Annotated in this window: 10 protein-coding genes; 8 read left to right on the top strand and 2 right to left on the bottom strand. The window is 45.4% G+C overall.

Annotated elements, in window-relative coordinates:
• Positions 1-16: 16 nt before the first annotated feature.
• Positions 17-2761, bottom strand: a complete 2745-nt coding sequence (locus AB3G73_RS22395; protein ID WP_367745724.1) for a beta-galactosidase — start codon at positions 2759-2761, stop codon at positions 17-19.
• Positions 2762-3207: 446 nt separating this feature from the next.
• On the opposite strand from AB3G73_RS22395, the gene AB3G73_RS22390 reads away from it, so the two are divergent.
• The 6 genes from AB3G73_RS22390 (at position 3208) to AB3G73_RS22365 (ending at position 13761) form a co-directional block, all read left to right on the top strand.
• Entirely contained in the window at positions 3208-6084 is a 2877-nt protein-coding gene (locus tag AB3G73_RS22390) for a sugar-binding domain-containing protein (protein ID WP_367745641.1), read from the top strand.
• A 129-nt stretch (positions 6085-6213) separates the two neighbouring features.
• Positions 6214-7452: a rhamnogalacturonan acetylesterase gene (locus AB3G73_RS22385; RefSeq protein ID WP_367745640.1), complete on the top strand. Its 1239-nt coding sequence runs from the start codon at positions 6214-6216 to the stop codon at positions 7450-7452.
• Positions 7453-7507: 55 nt separating this feature from the next.
• On the top strand, positions 7508-9043 hold the full coding sequence (locus AB3G73_RS22380) for a glycoside hydrolase family 28 protein (RefSeq protein WP_259022265.1): 1536 nt from the start codon (positions 7508-7510) through the stop codon (positions 9041-9043).
• Positions 8994-9599: a DUF4450 domain-containing protein gene (locus tag AB3G73_RS22375; protein ID WP_367745639.1), complete on the top strand. Its 606-nt coding sequence runs from the start codon at positions 8994-8996 to the stop codon at positions 9597-9599. The genes AB3G73_RS22380 and AB3G73_RS22375 overlap by 50 nt, the downstream gene beginning before the upstream one ends.
• The gene (locus AB3G73_RS22370) at positions 9596-10999 is read left to right on the top strand and encodes a glycoside hydrolase family 28 protein (protein WP_367745638.1); all 1404 of its coding nucleotides are present in this window, start codon (positions 9596-9598) and stop codon (positions 10997-10999) included. The genes AB3G73_RS22375 and AB3G73_RS22370 overlap by 4 nt, the downstream gene beginning before the upstream one ends.
• Positions 10996-13761, top strand: coding sequence for a glycosyl hydrolase (locus AB3G73_RS22365; RefSeq protein ID WP_367745637.1), 2766 nt, complete (start codon positions 10996-10998; stop codon positions 13759-13761). The genes AB3G73_RS22370 and AB3G73_RS22365 overlap by 4 nt, the downstream gene beginning before the upstream one ends.
• Before the next feature lie 346 nt (positions 13762-14107).
• Here AB3G73_RS22365 and AB3G73_RS22360 read toward each other — a convergent pair whose 3' ends face one another.
• On the bottom strand, positions 14108-15280 hold the full coding sequence (locus AB3G73_RS22360; protein ID WP_367745636.1) for a MalY/PatB family protein: 1173 nt from the start codon (positions 15278-15280) through the stop codon (positions 14108-14110).
• A gap of 68 nt (positions 15281-15348) precedes the next feature.
• On the opposite strand from AB3G73_RS22360, the gene AB3G73_RS22355 reads away from it, so the two are divergent.
• The gene (locus AB3G73_RS22355) at positions 15349-16134 is read left to right on the top strand and encodes a Cof-type HAD-IIB family hydrolase (RefSeq protein WP_074638542.1); all 786 of its coding nucleotides are present in this window, start codon (positions 15349-15351) and stop codon (positions 16132-16134) included.
• Between the two features lie 13 nt (positions 16135-16147).
• Positions 16148-18148, top strand: coding sequence for a tetratricopeptide repeat protein (locus tag AB3G73_RS22350; RefSeq protein ID WP_367745635.1), 2001 nt, complete (start codon positions 16148-16150; stop codon positions 18146-18148).
• Positions 18149-18307 lie beyond the last annotated feature (159 nt).

Below are 18307 nucleotides of genomic sequence, written 5' to 3'. Positions count from 1 at the left end.
AAATATCTATTTATTGTTACATTGAAAAGACCAATACACCTGCCGTAGGAATTTCCGTAGTTCCTATCAGCGCCTTGCCCCCTTTCGGCAAGTTAAATGTATAAGGACGATCCGAATAGTTCAATACAATTCCCAATCCATTACGATATTCCATTGTCACACCAGATGGCAGGTCCATCACCGGGATATTCAGTTGTACATATAGTTTCTTCAATATATCTTTTTCCAATGCTCCATCATGACTGTCCACTCCAACATAAGTGATTGTTCCCTTTCCTAATTTACGGAAAGTAACAGCCGGACTTCCTTCATAGAATTCGTTTTTATAAGTAGCCCAGACCTGTGCGTCAATGGGAGGATTCAGAATTTCTCCCCATGTATTCCAAGCATACTCCTTTCCATCCATCATTACAGTACCGGGATCTTCAGGAAGAAGTAAATCGTAAAAGTTCATTTCGTTTCCTGTCAAAGGAGTAATCATGGAGCCAAAAGGAGCTTCAGGAAGACGGCCATAACGATCCTTTTGTGCCGTACGGCAGGTTAAGATTAGATTTCCGCCATTTTTCACGTATGCAATCCATTTATCCACCAGTTCCTTATCAGCCAATTGATAAGCCGGTATTACGACCACCGGATAATCGGATAAATTCTTTGTCTCTGATATAAAATCGACAGGAGCTCCGAATGATTTTAGGGTACGGTAGTACTTTTCGATGTGTGCAAAAGTGTCCCATGTACGATTCTGCTTCTGCCGCTCGATACTCCAGGAGTTTTCATGATTGAAAAGAATTGCAGTACGACGGGCAAGGTAATCGGCAGGTTTGGTTTCACGGGAAGAGCAATGTTTACGAAGTTCACGAATCTCCTTTATAAATGTCTCATATTCTCTTCCGCCGGGAGTAACAGTCACTCCGTCCGTGCCGACAATTCCGTAATGATATTGTTCCGTGCCGTAAAGAGGCTGGCGATAACGATAGGTGCAGATAAAATCACTTCCACCGGCAAACACACTCCACATCCACAGACGAACTGCGCCCGGAAGAGGTTGGGGATTGATACTGCCCCAGTTCACCTGTCCCGGCTGTAATTCCATCACACCATAAGTACCCTGTATCGGACGGAAAAAATCATTTGCCCAAGCTATCCGCAACGGATTACCTACCCGGTAGCCTCGACGACCAATCCCCTCATTATCACCATATACCATATAGCGGGTGTAACTCTGGAAATCAAGTGCGGAGCTACCACCGATGTGACCTTCATCATAATTCGGTATATAATTCGTAGTCACCCATTGGTTCTTTGCATATTTCTTAATCAACAGACATTGTTCGTTCAGGAAATCATTGGTTTGTGATGCAGCAAAACGGCGGTAATCCAAAATTTGATGATGATTCATAAACATCTGTACGCGCTTGGGAAGCGTTATTTCATCAAAAGACGAATAAGCCTCACTCCAGAAAGCAGTGCCCCATGCATCATTTAAAAGTTGGATATCATTATTGTATTTGGCACGGAGAAAATCACGGAAAGCAAGCTCCGCTTTCGGATTATAATCAAACTGTACAGCAGGTTCGTTGTCGAGTTGCCATCCGATAATACGGGAGTCATTTCCATAATGTTGCGCCAGTTTTTCAATCATCTTGTATGATAATTCCCTGTAAAGAGGCGAAGCAAATGAAGCATGCTGCCGAGCACCGTGGTCAAGTATCGTTCCATCCTCATTCTTCAATAGAATTTCGGGATATTTCCGGCTCATCCATACAGGAGGAGTGGCAGTAGAAGTACACATGATCACTTTCAAATCATATTTGGCAGCTAAAGCCACGGCTTTATCGAGCCAGGCAAAATCATAGCGTCCCTCTTCCGGTTCCAGTTGCGCCCAGGCAAACTCGGCAAAATGGGTAAATTCAAATCCCAGTTCATGCATCTTCTTGAAATCACGTTCCCACTGGCTTTCATCCCAATGTTCGGGATAATAATAGACTCCTGTCAGTGTCAGGTCTTTGTCGTTAAACCAAGACTTCTTTTTTAGTGCCTCCACAACAGAAGCATCCACCGCAAACGCCGTTCCATGACGGATGCCTCTCGGGAAAGAGACCTGATCGGACACATCTTCCCATGTTTCACCATGATCCAAAGAACGAACAGCTCCATAACGATGGTCACGGTATTTATCAAAATAGACATAAAGCGTATCACCTACAAAAAGAGGAGCCGGACCTTCCGCCCAATATTTTCCTGTAATAGATGCTGATACTTGGGTCGGGAATCCTTTTTCTATCTTCTTTGTACGTGTCACACGCAAATTCTTTTCCGGTGGATTGGAATTTTCATTCTTGACTACCATTATCAGATCTTCCCGCTTCGGATCTTTCACAATAGCGGCATCAATCACACTGAAATCAGGATTGAAGAACATCTTCGTCTTCGAGAAAGTACGAAAGTCCTTCGTTGTTACATAATAAATACGATGATTCAGTCCTTTCTCACTTTCACTGGTAGCCACTTCTTTGTGACGACCGGGAATCGTAGTTGCCCAAAAGATATAATAGGTTTGTGAAGGTTCATCGTAAAACAGTTCGGGAGCCCAACAGTTATGTGCATCCAGCTCGTGCATCATCACAGGAATTGCTTGTTGCTCACTCCAATGAACCAAATCTCGGGAAGAGGCATATCCGATAATCCGGTCCGTCCAACTAGAAGTCCAGACCATGTGAAAAGTTCCGTCCGGCGACTGGCAAATACTGGGGTCACGCATTAATTTATCTTTACCAACCGCAGGGGTAAGATAAGAACGTCCGCCATGTAAAGGCAGCCAGTTCAATCCATCATAACTATATGCTAAATGCAGTCCGTCTTTACTGTCATTGATAAAATAAGAAAAGAGGTAAGCTGTCTCACCGGCAAAGATTGTCATCACCGACCAAAGACTTAGAGCTATCCAGATTACTACTTTTTTCATGGTTCCTTATTAAGATTAAAAAGTTTACCCTGCAAAGATAAGGCATCTCCGCCCCTCCTCAAAGATAAAGAGCATGGACAATATTTCAAATCCATGTAGTTTTGTACACGAACGCTTTTAGATGTCCATTTTGATACAATATTCTATGTATCTGTACATCTTTCTATTTACTAAACCCTTAAAAAGCTCTACTTTAGCGGCAGATTTTAAAAAGAATGAAAAACATATCAACTCTATATATCATGAAACGACTTTTAGTAAATATTGCTATCGTATTTATCTCCATACTGACCGTAGTGGGACAAAATCACTCTTTCAGCTTATCCGGCAAATGGAATTTCCGGATAGACCGGGAAGATACCGGCGCCAAGGAACAATGGTTCAAAAAATCCCTCGACGATTCTATCAACCTGCCCGGCTCCATGCCCGAAAAATGGAAAGGAGATGAAGTGACCGTCCGTACCCAATGGACCGGAAGCCTCTACGACAGTTCCTACTACTTCAACCCATATATGGAAAAATACAGGATAGAGGGACAAGTAAAACTACCCTTCTTTCTGACTCCCGACAAACATTATGTAGGTGTGGCCTGGTATCAAAAGAAAGTGACAATTCCGGCTGACTGGAAAGGAGAAAGAATCACTCTTTTTCTGGAACGTCCGCACATCGAAACTACTGTATGGGTAAATCAGCAGGAGCTTGGTATGCAAAACAGTCTTTGTGTTCCCCATGTCTATGACTTGACTGCTGTAACCACCCCCGGAAAAACGTACCAGATTACCATCCGTATCGATAATAGAATCAAAGAAATCAACGTAGGTCCCGATTCTCACAGCATCACCGACCAGACACAAGGTAACTGGAACGGCATCGTCGGACGAATCGAATTACAAGCTACTCCCAAAGTCCATTTAGAAGATATTCAGGTATATCCCGATTTGAGCAATCAGAAAGCGCTGGTTCGCATGAATATACGGTCTGCTTCTTCCACCAAGGGAGAGATCACCCTTTCCGCCGAGAGCTTTAACACGGACATTCAGCACAAAGTGGCTCCCATACATCAAAGTTTCAACATCCGTCCGGGAGATAATCCGGTGGAAATGGAACTTCCGATGGGAAAAGAGTTTCTGACGTGGGATGAATTCAGTCCGGCACTTTATAAACTGACGGCAAAGCTGGTCAACGGCAAACAGTCTGATACGAAACAGGTACAATTCGGTATGCGTGATTTCAAGATCGAGGGAAAATGGTTCTATGTGAACGGTCGTAAGACAATGCTTCGCGGTACAGTGGAGAACTGTGATTTCCCGTTGACAGGCTATGCTCCGATGGATGTGGCTTCTTGGGAACGGGTATTCCGCATTTGCCGCAGCTACGGCTTGAATCATATGCGCTTCCACTCTTTCTGTCCGCCGGAGGCAGCTTTCATTGCTGCCGATCTGGTTGGTTTCTATCTGCAACCGGAAGGACCGAGCTGGCCGAACCACGGTCCGAGACTGGGTAACGGACAACCGATTGACAAATACCTGATGGACGAAACCATTGCACTGACCAAGGAATATGGGAATTACGCTTCATACTGTATGCTGGCTTGCGGCAATGAGCCTTCCGGTCGTTGGGTGGCATGGGTCAGCAAGTTCGTGGATTATTGGAAAGCAACCGATTCGCGTCGTGTATACACAGGAGCTTCCGTTGGAAACAGTTGGCAATGGCAACCTCACAATGAGTATCATGTGAAAGCAGGTGCACGCGGATTAAGCTGGGCAGGTGCGCAACCGGAAAGTGAATCGGATTATCGTACAAGGATTGACACGGTGAAACAACCGTATGTATCACACGAAACGGGTCAATGGTGCGTATTCCCGAATTTCAATGAAATCCGTAAATATACGGGAGTTAACAAAGCGAAGAACTTTGAAATCTTCCGGGATATTCTGAACGATAACCACATGGGAAGCCAAAGCTACGATTTCATGATGGCTTCGGGCAAATTGCAGGCACTCTGCTACAAACATGAGATTGAAAAGACCTTGCGTACTCCGGACTATGCGGGATTCCAGTTGCTGGCTCTCAATGATTATTCCGGTCAGGGAACTGCATTAGTCGGTGTACTGGACGTGTTCTTTGAAGAAAAAGGATATATCAACGCAGAGCAATTCAGACGCTTTTGCAGTCCGACCGTACCTTTGGCACGTATTCCCAAATTTGTATATACCAACAATGAAACATTCCATGCCGACATCGAAGTATCCCATTTCGGAGCTGCTCCCTTAGAAAGCGCAAAAACAGTTTATACCATTAAGGATAAATTCGGAAAGGTATATGCTCATGGAACTGTCGGTACCCATCGCATTCCCATCGGTAATCTTTATTCCTTAGGTAGTGTAGATATGACTCTGGAAGGAATCGATACACCGCAGAAACTAAATCTGGAAGTGCGTATCGAAGGCAGTGATGCCGTAAACGACTGGGATTTCTGGGTATATCCGGCACAAGTGGAACTGGTACAAGGAACAGTATATACCACCGACACCTTGGACGCCAAAGCATTGGCAGTGTTGCAGGACGGAGGAAATGTGCTGATTACGGCTGCCGGAAAGATACAATACGGCAAGGAAGTCAAACAATATTTTACTCCCGTATTTTGGAATACTTCCTGGTTCAAGATGCGTCCGCCACACACAACAGGTATTTTCCTGAATGAATATCACCCTCTTTTCCGTGAATTTCCTACTGAATATCATAGCAACCTGCAATGGTGGGAACTGCTGAACAAAGCGCAAGTGATGCAATTCACCGACTTCCCGGCAGAATTCCAACCTACGATTCAAAGTATTGATACCTGGTTTATCAGCCGGAAAATCGGAATGTTGTTCGAAGCAAAGGTGTTGAACGGCAAACTGATGATGACCAGTATGGATATTACCTCCCAACCGGAAAAACGGATTGTAGCCCGCCAGATGCACAAAGCAATCCTGGATTATATGAATTCGGATGCTTTCCGTCCGACAGAGAAGATAGCTCCGGAACTGATTCAGGCATTATTCACCAAAGTGGCGGGAGATGTGAAATCTTATACCAAAGATTCGCCTGACGAGCTCAAACCAAAAATTAACTAAATGGGAAATTATCAGGCACGGATTACACGGATTACGCTGTTACTCTATAGAAAGCGTAATTCTAAAAACCGTGAAATCCGTGTAATCCGTACCTAAATTCCATAATCAATATACTTTTATATTATTTACATGAAAACAACTATTATAGGTTTGCTAGTCCTGGCAACGGCAAATATCAACGCACAGGAGAAAGCCCAAACATACCAGTTGGCAGACGCTCCCCGTTACAGTGAGGAGACAGGATACGGATATGATCTCGTCGCTACTCCCGCAAAAGGCAGTAAGACACCCTTCTTCTTTTCTGTCCGTGTGCCGGATGGTAACTACCAAGTAACCGTTCGCCTGGGAAGCAAGAAACAGGCAGGGGTGACCACTGTAAGAGGCGAGTCACGCCGACTGTTCATTGATAACCTCGCGACCCAAAAGGGACAATTCGTAGATGAAACATTTATCATCAACAAACGCAATCCCCGCATTTCCGAGAAAGAATCCGTACGTATCAAACCCCGCGAAAAGACCAAACTGAACTGGGACGATAAACTGACGCTGGAATTTAACGGCGATGCACCCGTATGCCAGAGTATCAGTATCAAGCCTGCTGATCCGTCGGTGATTACCGTTTTTCTATGCGGCAACAGTACCGTAGTCGACCAAGACAACGAGCCATGGGCGAGCTGGGGACAAATGATACCTCATTTCTTCGGCACAGACGTTTGTATCGCCAATTATGCGGAATCGGGCGAATCAGCCAATACTTTTATTGCCGCAGGACGTTTGAAAAAAGCATTGAGCCAGATAAAGAAAGGAGATTATCTTTTCATGGAATTCGGACATAACGACCAAAAGCAGAAAGGGCCGGGCAAAGGAGCCTATTACTCTTTTATGACCAGCCTGAAAACATTTATTGATGAAGCCCGTGCACGGGGAGCATACCCCGTACTAGTCACTCCCACCCAACGCCGGAGTTTCGATGCCACCGGACATATCCGTGACACACACGAAGATTATCCGGAAGCCATGCGCTGGCTGGCAGCAAAGGAAAATGTTCCGTTGATCGACCTCAACGAAATGACCCGTACGCTTTATGAAGCCTTGGGGCCGGAAACGTCCAAACGCGCTTTCGTGCATTATCCGGCAGGCACTTATCCGGGACAGACCAAGGATTTTGCCGATAACACCCACTTTAATCCTTACGGAGCCTATCAAATAGCCCAATGTGTGATTGAAGGAATGAAAAAAGCCGTACCGGAACTGGCTAAACACCTGAAAATAGACCCATCCTATAACCCGGCACAACCGGACGATGTGAATGTTTTCCATTGGAACGAATCACCATTCACGGAAATAGAGAAACCGGACGGAAATTAGGAGATAAGTATTAGGTATCAAGTATCAAGTATTAAGTATCAGGCATTAGATAAATATGAAAACCAAAGGTATCTTTCCCCTGCTCCTACTAGCAGGCACACTTTTGACAGCAGCTTGCGCCACCCCAACGGCCAAACAGGCAGGAAACAACAGCTTCGAATGGGGGCAGGTTCCGCAGCAACCGGATTTGTCGTGGGCCGACAGTGTAGGCAGCCGGCAAATGCCCGGAAACAATGTAATTTTATCCGCTAATTCTTTTGGCGCAGTAGCAGACAGCACGGTGCTTAGCACGGAAGCTATCCAGAAAGCAATTGACAGTTGTGCCGTCAGCGGTGGAGGAACGGTAGTTCTCCAACCGGGATATTACCAGACAGGAGCACTGTTCGTAAAAAGCGGTGTCAACCTGCAACTGGACAAAGGGGTGACTTTATTGGCCAGCCCATCCATTCATCATTATCCCGAATTCCGTTCACGGATTGCAGGAATCGAGATGACATGGCCCGCGGCAGTTATCAACATTGTCAATGAAAAGAACGTTTCTGTCACCGGAGAAGGAACGCTGGACTGCCGGGGAAAAGTATTTTGGGATAAATATTGGGAAATGCGGAAAGAATACGAAGCAAAAGGATTGCGCTGGATTGTGGATTACGACTGCAAACGGGTACGGGGCATCCTCATAGAACGTAGCTCGGACATTACATTGAAAGGATTTACCCTGATGCGTACCGGTTTTTGGGGATGTCAGATTCTTTACTCCGATTATTGCACGATAGACGGACTGACAATCAACAACAATATAGGCGGACACGGTCCGAGCACGGACGGTATCGACATTGATTCTTCCTGCAATATCTTGGTCGAAAACTGCGATGTAGACTGTAACGATGATAATATCTGTATCAAATCGGGACGGGATGCAGACGGACTGCGGGTGAACCTTCCTACAGAAAATGTGGTCATACGGAATTGCATCGCCCGCAAAGGTGCCGGACTTATCACCTGCGGAAGCGAAACTTCCGGCAGCATACGGAATGTATTGGGATATAATCTGGAAGCAATCGGCACCTCCGCCGTACTACGGTTGAAAAGTGCCATGAACCGCGGAGGAACAATCGAAAACATTTATATGACTGAAGTAAAAGCGGAAAACGTCCGTCACGTACTGGCAGCAGACTTGAACTGGAACCCCAGTTACAGTTACAGCACTTTACCCAAAGAGTATGAAGGGAAAGAAATCCCGGAGCACTGGAGAGTCATGCTGACCCCGGTAACGCCTCCCGAAAAAGGTTATCCGCGTTTCCGCAATGTCTACGTATCAAAGGTAAAAGCGGAAAATGTGGACGAATTTATCTCCGCTTCGGGATGGAATGACTCGTTACGTCTGGAAAATTTCTATCTTTATGCCATCGAAGCGCAGACCGACAAACCGGGCAAAATCTGCTATACGAAGAATTTCAACTTATCTGAAATCACGTTAAAGACAGAAGAAAAGAATGTCATTGAACTAAAAGAGAATGAACAAAGTAATATCAACTTCAACTATGTTAAAACATCTCCTGACCATCGCACTGCTGGGAATCTTGCTCATTAAGGCGCAAGCACAAGCACTGACGCCACCTGCCGGCACTTTCCGGTTGGGTGTATCGAAGAAAGGAAACGAAAGCCACTGGCTAAAACCTGAAGAAAAGATACAGGGAGTGTCCTTCCAATGGAAAGCACTGCCCGATAGTCGTGGATTTATCCTGGAAGTAGAAGTCGCCTCTGCTCCGGAAGCCGATGCCCTATTTTGGAGTTTCGGCGATTGCCAACCGGATTCGGACATCAATGTATTCAGCGTGGAGGGACAAACCTTCACTTGCTACTACGGAGAAAGCATGAAGTTGAAAACGCTGCAGGCTGTCACTCCTACCGATGATATCCGCTTGAGCGACGGACATAAGGATGCAACTCCCCTGATGCTTTACGAATCGGGCAAACAAACCGACCGCCCTGTATTGGCCGGACGTTGCAGTCTCTCCCCGGCTTCTTCCCGAAACGAAGGAAACAAGCCTTTCCGGCTTTATTTCTGTTTCTACGAACAGAATGAAAAAGCGGATTACAACTACTATATGTTACCGGATATTTTTGCCAAAATCGACAAAAAATGAAAAGGATCTATTTATTATTCAGTCTGTTAATAGGTTGCATTTATCTACATGCAGCCATTTATAATGTAATGGACTTCGGAGCCAAAGCGGATGGGGAAACAATTGATTCGCCTGCCATCAATCGTGCGATTGAAGCGGCCGCACAGGCCGGAGGAGGCACAGTATATCTACCTGCGGGAGAATATGCGTGTTATTCCATCCGGTTAAAAAGTAACATTCATATCTATCTGGAACAGGGCACCCGCATCATTGCCGCCTTTCCCGGAAAAGAGGAAGGATATGATACCGCCGAACCGAATGAACATAACAAGTATCAGGATTTCGGTCACAGCCATTGGAAAAACTCTTTAATTTGGGGAATCGGACTGGAGAATATTACGATCAGTGGTCCCGGCTTAATCTACGGTAAAGGCTTGACCCGTGAAGAGAGCCGCCTGCCGGGTGTAGGCAATAAGGCGATCAGCCTGAAAGATTGCAGAAATGTGACCCTGAAAGATTTATCCATGCTGCATTGCGGGCATTTCGCCCTGTTGGCTACCGGAGTGGATCATCTGACGATTCTGAATCTGAAAGTAGACACCAACCGGGACGGCTTCGATATTGATTGCTGCCGGAACGTACGTATCAGCCAATGCACGGTGAACTCCCCCTGGGATGATGCCATTGTCTTGAAAGCCTCTTATGGATTAGGACGCTTCCAAGACACGGAAAATGTGACGATCAGTGATTGTTATGTCAGCGGCTTTGACAAAGGCAGTGTAATGGACGGCACTTGGCAGTTGGACGAACCACAGGCTCCCGATCATGGTTTCCGTACGGGACGCATCAAATTCGGCACAGAAAGTAGTGGAGGTTTCCGCAATATTGCGATTACGAACTGTATCTTTGAACATTGCCGTGGGCTGGCATTGGAAACGGTAGACGGAGGACATCTGGAAGATATTGTAATCAGCAACATCACAATGAGAAATATAGTCAACGCGCCTATTTTCCTCCGGTTGGGTGCACGTATGCGCAGTCCTGAAGGTACTCCTGTAGGCACCATGAAACGTATTCTTATCAGCGATATCAATGTATGGAATGCCGACAGCCGGTATGCTTCTATCATCAGCGGCGTACCGGGAGCCTGTATCGAGGACGTGACTTTCCGTAATATTCACCTTTATTATAAAGGTGGCTACAGTGAAGAGGATGGCAAACGCGTTCCGCCCGAACAGGAAAAAATATATCCCGAACCGTGGATGTTCGGCACGATTCCCGCCAAAGGATTTTATATCCGTCATGCACGGAATATTACCTTCGACGGCATTCGTTTCCACTTTGAACAGCCGGACGGACGACCGCTTTTTGTTACTGATGATGCAGAAAACATAGAATATTATAATACGCCGAACGAATGATGAATAAAAGACAATGGATAGTCCTTTGCCTGCTTGCCGCAGGTGGAGTAATGCAAGCACAGCAATGGCCGGATACTCCGGTGGAAGCACGTCCCGGTACCAGATGGTGGTGGTTGGGAAGTGCCGTAGATGAAAAGAACCTGACATACAATCTGCAAGAATATGCACGCACCGGAATGGGGGCGGTAGAAATTACTCCCATCTATGGTGTGCAGGGCAATGATACGAACGAGATTCAATTTCTCTCTCCCCGCTGGATGGAAGTTCTCAAACATACACAGGCGGAAGGAAAGCGCACCGGTATCGAGATTGACATGAATACCGGAACCGGATGGCCTTTCGGCGGACCGGAAGTCAGTATTGAAGATGCAGCCACTAAGGCTATCTTCCAGACATACAACCTAGAGGGAGGCAAAGAGATTGAACAAGATATCAACGTGACCGACCCTAAGCAACAGGCTTATTCCGTACTAAGCCGGGTGATGGCTTACGATGAGAAAGGTAAATGTATCAACCTGACCGCCCACGTAAAAAAAGACAAACTACAATGGAAAGCACCTGCGGGCAAATGGAAAATCGTAGCTCTTTATATTGGTAAGACACGACAGAAAGTGAAACGTGCCGCTCCCGGAGGTGAGGGATATGTGATGAACCACCTCTCAAAGAAAGCTGTAAAGAACTATCTTTCCCGTTTTGACCGTGCTTTCAAAAGCAGCAAGACGAGCTATCCCCATACATTCTTCAACGACTCTTACGAAGTGTATCAGGCAGATTGGACAGACGATTTCCTGGAACAATTCACTCGTCGACGGGGGTACAAACTGGAAGAACATTTCCCTGAATTTCTGGACGAAAGCCGTCCGGAAGTCAGCAGACGTATCGTATCCGATTACCGGGAAACGATTTCCGATTTATTATTGGAGAACTTTACCTGTCAGTGGACGGACTGGGCACACAAAAACGGTAGCATTACCCGCAATCAGGCACACGGTTCCCCCGCTAACCTGATTGATATTTATGCCGCCGTAGATATTCCCGAATGTGAGGGTTTCGGACTGTCGCAATTCCATATCGAAGGATTGCGTCAGGACTCCTTGACCAAAAAGAATGATTCCGACCTGTCTATGCTGAAATACGCCTCTTCGGCCGCTCACATTGCAGGAAAAACATATACTTCTTCCGAAACATTCACGTGGCTGACGGAACATTTCCGCACTTCTTTGTCGCAGTGCAAACCGGATATGGATCTGATGTTCGTTTCCGGTGTCAATCATATGTTTTTCCACGGCACTCCGTATTCTCCGAAAGAAGCCGAATGGCCCGGATGGTTGTTCTACGCTTCTATCAATATGAGTCCGACAAACAGTATTTGGCGTGATGCTCCTTCGTTCTTCAACTATATCACCCGTTGCCAGAGCTTTCTGCAAATGGGACGGCCGGATAATGATTTCCTGATTTATCTTCCGGTATATGATATGTGGAATGAGCAGCCGGGACGATTGTTATTATTCACGATACACCACATGGATAAACTGGCTCCTAAGTTTATCGACGCTATCCATCGCATCAACAACAGCGGCTATGACGGGGATTATATTTCCGATAACTTTATTCGCAGTACACGTTTCAAAGACGGCCAGTTGGTTACTTCGGGCGGAACGGGCTACAAAGCATTGGTAGTGCCTGCTGCGCACCTAATGCCGAGTGATGTATTGGCACATCTTTATGAACTTGCCAAACAGGGAGCTACTATCGTATTCCTCGAAAATTATCCGACAGATGTACCGGGATACGGTCAGTTGGAACAAAAACGCCAAAGCTACCAGCGTACGCTCCGGCAACTTCCGGCTGTTTCTTTCTCGGAAACAACCGTTACTCCAATCGGAAAGGGGAAGATTATCACAGGAACGGATTATGCACGCACATTGGCCAGCTGCAATATCTCTCCCGAAGAAATGAAAACCAAATTCGGACTACAAGCGATCCGGAGAGTGAATGATACGGGACACCACTATTTCATCTCTTCCTTGCAAAATAAAGGAGTGGACGGTTGGATCACATTGGGAACGAATGCAGCCGCAGCCGCTCTCTTCAATCCCATGACCGGAGAATGTGGTGAAGCTAAAGTGAGACAGGCAGACGGCAAAACACAAGTCTATTTGCAATTAAAATCCGGTGAATCGATTATTCTGCAAACGTATCAACAATCTTTGCAGACATCCAAACCGTGGAAGTATGTAAAAGAACAACCTTTCAGCCTTCGTCTGGATCATGGTTGGAAGTTGCACTTCACCGAAAGCAAACCGGAAATTCAAGGAACATTTGATATAGATCGCCCCTGTTCATGGACCCATATCAATCATCCGGCAGCCCAAACGAACATGGGAACCGGTGTTTATTCCTTAGACATCGAATTGCCGGCTTTGCAAGCTGACGACTGGATTCTTGATTTGGGAGATGTACGCGAAAGTGCCCGTGTCCGCATCAACGGACAGGAAGCGGGATGCGCATGGGCAGTGCCTTATCAACTAAAGGTAGGCGAGTTCTTAAAACCCGGAAAAAACCACATCGAGATAGAAGTCACGAATCTCCCTGCGAATCGAATTGCAGAATTAGACAGGCAGGGAGTGCAGTGGCGCAAATTCAAAGAAATCAATATTGTTGATTTGAACTATCGTCCGGCCAATTATGGGCATTGGAGTCCGTTACCCTCCGGCTTGAATAGTGAGGTACGGCTGATTCCGGTAAATGTGATACCATAGTTGAGGCATTGTCATATCATCATACTGCAACAAACTATTTTTTCAATCTTGTACTTAAGACTTTTCAGTGCAAAGATTAAGGGTTTTCAGTGCAGAGATTAGTAGTTTTTTATGCAGTCGGTAAGTCGTCCCGTTACAACGGGACAATAGGCACATTACAAAGTGACCAATATCACCTTATAAGATGATATTGGTCACTTTGTAATATGATTACCTGTCTTTGGAAAGATGGGAAGCACTAAAGATACAAAATTAAATAGTAAAAAGCAAGAGTGAGACAGGAAATATAGCTTTATCCCCTGAACGGATTGATTTCATTTCCGAACCGGGGAATGGAATAAAAAGACTACTTTAAATCCATTACAGCCTGCTCCAACTGTTTCAATGCTCTTTCCAGCGTAGCACGTGGACAAGCAACGTTCAACCGCATAAATCCCTCTCCTTCCTTACCGAATGTTGTTCCATCATTCAGTGCCAGATGAGCATCTTCTACAAAAAGACGATTCAGTTCTTCCTGATTGAGTCCCAATGCGCGGCAATCCAGGAAGATCAAGTAAGAGGCTTGCGGACGGATCATCTTGATAGCAGGAATATGTTCTTTCAAATACGTTTCAGTGAAATCCACATTTCCTTTAATATATGCTATCACTTGGTCCAGCCATTCTGTTCCATGACTGTAAGCAGCTGCAACACTTAAATAAGCAAAGAGATGTCCTTCGCTAAACTCGCTTGCTTCCATATATGTCCGGAAACGGTGACGAAGTTCGTCGTTCTCAATAATTGCATAAGAGCTAGCCAATCCCGGCATATTGAATGCTTTGCTGGGAGACATAAAGACAAGAGAGTTCATCCGTGCCTTCTCTGAAATCAAAGCAAAGGTAGGATGTTTGTATGGAGGCAGCGTTAAGTCAGCATGAATCTCGTCAGAGATAACCAATGTGCCGCTTTCATAGCAGATGTCAGCTATTTGAGACAGTTCTTCTTTCGTCCATACACGTCCACCCGGGTTATGAGGGTTGCTTAAAATAAGCAATTTGCATCCTTGAATATCTTGACGGAAGCGGTCAAAATCAATATAATATTGTTCATCTTTCAGGACTAACGGGCTGAATACCACTTCGCGCTCATTCTTTTGAGTGACCAAAAAGAAAGGATGATAAACAGGGGGCATTACCATTATCTTATCTCCTTTCTGCGTAAAACAGTGGATCACAAAAGCTAAGCCGCGGACAATACCGGGAGTGAAAGTCAACATCTCTTCATGGATAGTCCAGCCATGACGCTCCTTCACCCAGTTAATAATAGACTCCGACCATTCTTTGCAAGCAAATGTATATCCGAGTACTTCATGTTCCAGGCGTTTTTTCAAAGCCTCTATGACAAAAGGAGCTGTGCGGAAATCCATATCAGCTACCCACATTGGAATCAGGTCATCGCGTCCCCAACGATTCTCTACTGCATCCCATTTTACGGAATCTGTACCGTTACGGTTTATTATTTCATCAAAATTATAGTTCATACTGCATAATGTTTTTATGTTATGTGAGACAAAAGTAGTACATTTGTATTCAATTCAAAAAAGAATTTATGACGAAAGCTTTATTTTTTGATATAGACGGAACGCTGGTCAGTTTTGAAACTCACCGTATACCGTCTTCTACCATCGAGGCACTGGAAGCTGCCCGTGCAAAAGGGCTGAAGATATTTATCGCCACCGGGCGCCCGAAAGCCATTATCAATAACCTTTCCGAATTGCAGGACCGGAACCTGATCGATGGATATATAACCATGAACGGAGCCTATTGTTTCGTTGGTGAGAAAGTTATTTATAAAAGCGCTATCCCACAGGAGGAAGTGAAAGCAATGGGAGCTTTCTGCGAGAAGAAAGGTGTTCCCTGCATTTTTGTAGAAGAACATAATATCTCTGTCTGCCAACCTGATGAAATGGTGAAAAAGATATTCTATGACTTCCTTCATGTGAATGTAATCCCGACTGTGTCTTTCGAGGAAGCAACAAGCAAAGAAATCATTCAGATGACACCCTTTATCACGGAAGAGGAGGAAAAGGAAATCCGCCCGTCTATCCCCACCTGCGAAATTGGACGCTGGTATCCTGCCTTTGCAGACATTACGGCAAAAGGAGATACCAAACAGAAAGGGATTGATGAAATCATCCGTTATTTTGATATCAAACTGGAAGAAACGATGGCATTCGGAGATGGAGGAAATGATATCAGCATGCTCCGCCATGCGGCTATTGGAGTAGCCATGGGACAAGCTAAGGAAGATGTGAAAGCCGCTGCCGATTATGTTACAGATTCAATAGATGAGGACGGAATCAGCAAAGCAATGAAGCATTTCGGAATTATTTAATCAATATGCTAATATGAGCGTAGATACTAATAACGCCGCATTTCAGGATGCATTGAACCTAATTCAATATACCCGTCAATCGGTCTTTCTAACAGGAAAGGCCGGTACAGGAAAATCTACATTCTTGCGTTATGTCTGCGAGCATACCAAGAAGAAGCATGTCGTACTTGCACCAACCGGGATTGCCGCGATTAACGCCGGAGGAAGTACGATGCACAGTTTCTTCAAACTCCCTTTCTATCCGCTGCTGCCGGATGACCCGAACTTGAGTCTCCAGCGTGGTCGTATCCATGAATTTTTCAAATACACCAAGCCTCACCGGAAACTGTTGGAACAAATAGAACTGGTCATCATCGACGAGATTTCAATGGTACGGGCGGACATCATTGATGCCATCGACCGCATCCTACGTGTATACTCTCACAATCTGCGCGAACCTTTCGGAGGAAAACAACTGTTATTAGTAGGCGACGTATTCCAACTGGAACCCGTCGTAAAGAACGACGAACGGGAAATATTGAATCGCTTCTATCCCACTCCCTACTTTTTCTCTGCCAGAGTATTCGGACAGATAGATCTGGTATCCATCGAACTTCAAAAAGTATACCGTCAAACAGACCCCGTTTTTGTCGGTGTCCTCGACCATATCCGGAACAATACAGCCGGAGCGGCCGATCTGCAACTACTGAACACCCGTTATGGAAGTCAGATAGAAGAATCGGAAGCTGATATGTATATCACTTTGGCCACCCGCAGAGATACGGTAGACTCTATCAACGAAAAGAAACTGGCAGAACTTCCCGGCGACTCCATTACTTTTGAAGGAGTCATCGAAGGAGATTTCCCCGAAAGCAGTTTGCCCACTTCACAAGAACTCGTACTGAAACCTGGTGCACAAATCATCTTTATTAAAAATGATTTCGACCGCAGGTGGGTAAACGGTACAATTGGTGTCATTGCCGGAATTGATGAGGAAGAAGAAACGATCTATGTTATCACCGACGATGGAAAAGAATGTGACGTAAAGCGTGAGTCATGGCGCAATATCCGTTATCGCTACAACGAAAAGACCAAAGAAATAGAAGAAGAAGTCTTAGGCAGCTTCACCCAATACCCCATCCGGTTAGCTTGGGCCATCACTGTCCATAAGAGTCAGGGACTGACTTTCAGCCGCGTAGTCATCGACTTCACAGGTGGTGTATTTGCAGGTGGACAAGCATACGTGGCACTAAGCCGTTGTACCTCACTGGACGGTATTCAGCTCAAAAAACCTATTAACCGTGCTGACGTCTTCGTCCGCCCCGAAATCGTAAACTTTGCCGGACGCTTCAACGACCGCCAGGCCATCGACAAAGCTCTGAAACAAGCACAGGCCGATGTGCAATACGCCGCCGCTTCACGCGCTTTCGATAAAGGAGACATGGAAGAATGCTTGGAACAGTTTTTTCGTGCTATCCATTCCCGCTACGATATTGAAAAACCTGTTCCCCGCCGTTTAATCCGCCGCAAGCTCGGTATCATCAATACACTAAAAGAGCAAAATAAAAAACTCAAAGAACAAATGCGTGAACAACAGGAACGCATACGACAATATGCCCATGAATATCTATTAATGGGTAACGAATGTATTACCCAAGCCCACGATATACGCGCTGCCCTCGCCAACTACGATAAAGCCCTTAGCCTCGACCCTAATTATGTGGACGCCTGGGTGAGAAAAGGCATCACCCTCTTCAACAATAAAGAATATTTTGACGCTGAAAACTGCTTCAACATCGCAGTCAACCTCCATCCCGCAAACTTCAAGGCTGTTTATAATCGGGGAAAACTTCGATTAAAAACGGAAGATACAGAAGGAGCAATTGCAGATTTGGACAAAGCAACAAGTCTGAAACCGGAACATGCCGGAGCACATGAACTATTCGGGGATGCCCTGTTGAAGGTAGGTAAAGAAGGGGAAGCTGCTTTGCAATGGAGAATTGCGGAAGAACTCAAAAAGAAAAAAGGGAAATAAAACAGCCCCTTTGGCGAAGTTAATTCAATACCGAAATGAGGTAAATGCTCATTTATGAGTTCACCACAGAGGACACGGAGGACACAGAGGTTTAATATTTTTTATTCACTATAGAGTAACACAGCTTCTCACGTATTTATCGCTCTGTTTTACTTGTAG

The organism is Bacteroides sp. L008, assembly GCF_040812255.1.
Classification (GTDB): Bacteria; Bacteroidota; Bacteroidia; order Bacteroidales; family Bacteroidaceae; genus Bacteroides; species Bacteroides vicugnae.
Note: the sequence above shows the minus strand (reverse complement) of the source record. Positions and strands in the feature narration are given on the sequence as shown.

What these genes read in the sequence shown, in the direction of transcription:
- AB3G73_RS22360 (WP_367745636.1), bottom strand. Translation starts at nt 15,280, where the DNA reads ATGAACTATAATTTTGATGAAATAATAAACCGTAACGGTACAGATTCC.
- AB3G73_RS22390 (WP_367745641.1), top strand. Translation starts at nt 3,208, where the DNA reads ATGAAACGACTTTTAGTAAATATTGCTATCGTATTTATCTCCATACTG.
- AB3G73_RS22380 (WP_259022265.1), top strand. Translation starts at nt 7,508, where the DNA reads ATGAAAACCAAAGGTATCTTTCCCCTGCTCCTACTAGCAGGCACACTT.
- AB3G73_RS22385 (WP_367745640.1), top strand. Translation starts at nt 6,214, where the DNA reads ATGAAAACAACTATTATAGGTTTGCTAGTCCTGGCAACGGCAAATATC.
- AB3G73_RS22355 (WP_074638542.1), top strand. Translation starts at nt 15,349, where the DNA reads ATGACGAAAGCTTTATTTTTTGATATAGACGGAACGCTGGTCAGTTTT.
- AB3G73_RS22395 (WP_367745724.1), bottom strand. Translation starts at nt 2,761, where the DNA reads ATGCGTGACCCCAGTATTTGCCAGTCGCCGGACGGAACTTTTCACATG.
- AB3G73_RS22370 (WP_367745638.1), top strand. Translation starts at nt 9,596, where the DNA reads ATGAAAAGGATCTATTTATTATTCAGTCTGTTAATAGGTTGCATTTAT.
- AB3G73_RS22375 (WP_367745639.1), top strand. Translation starts at nt 8,994, where the DNA reads ATGTTAAAACATCTCCTGACCATCGCACTGCTGGGAATCTTGCTCATT.
- AB3G73_RS22350 (WP_367745635.1), top strand. Translation starts at nt 16,148, where the DNA reads ATGAGCGTAGATACTAATAACGCCGCATTTCAGGATGCATTGAACCTA.
- AB3G73_RS22365 (WP_367745637.1), top strand. Translation starts at nt 10,996, where the DNA reads ATGATGAATAAAAGACAATGGATAGTCCTTTGCCTGCTTGCCGCAGGT.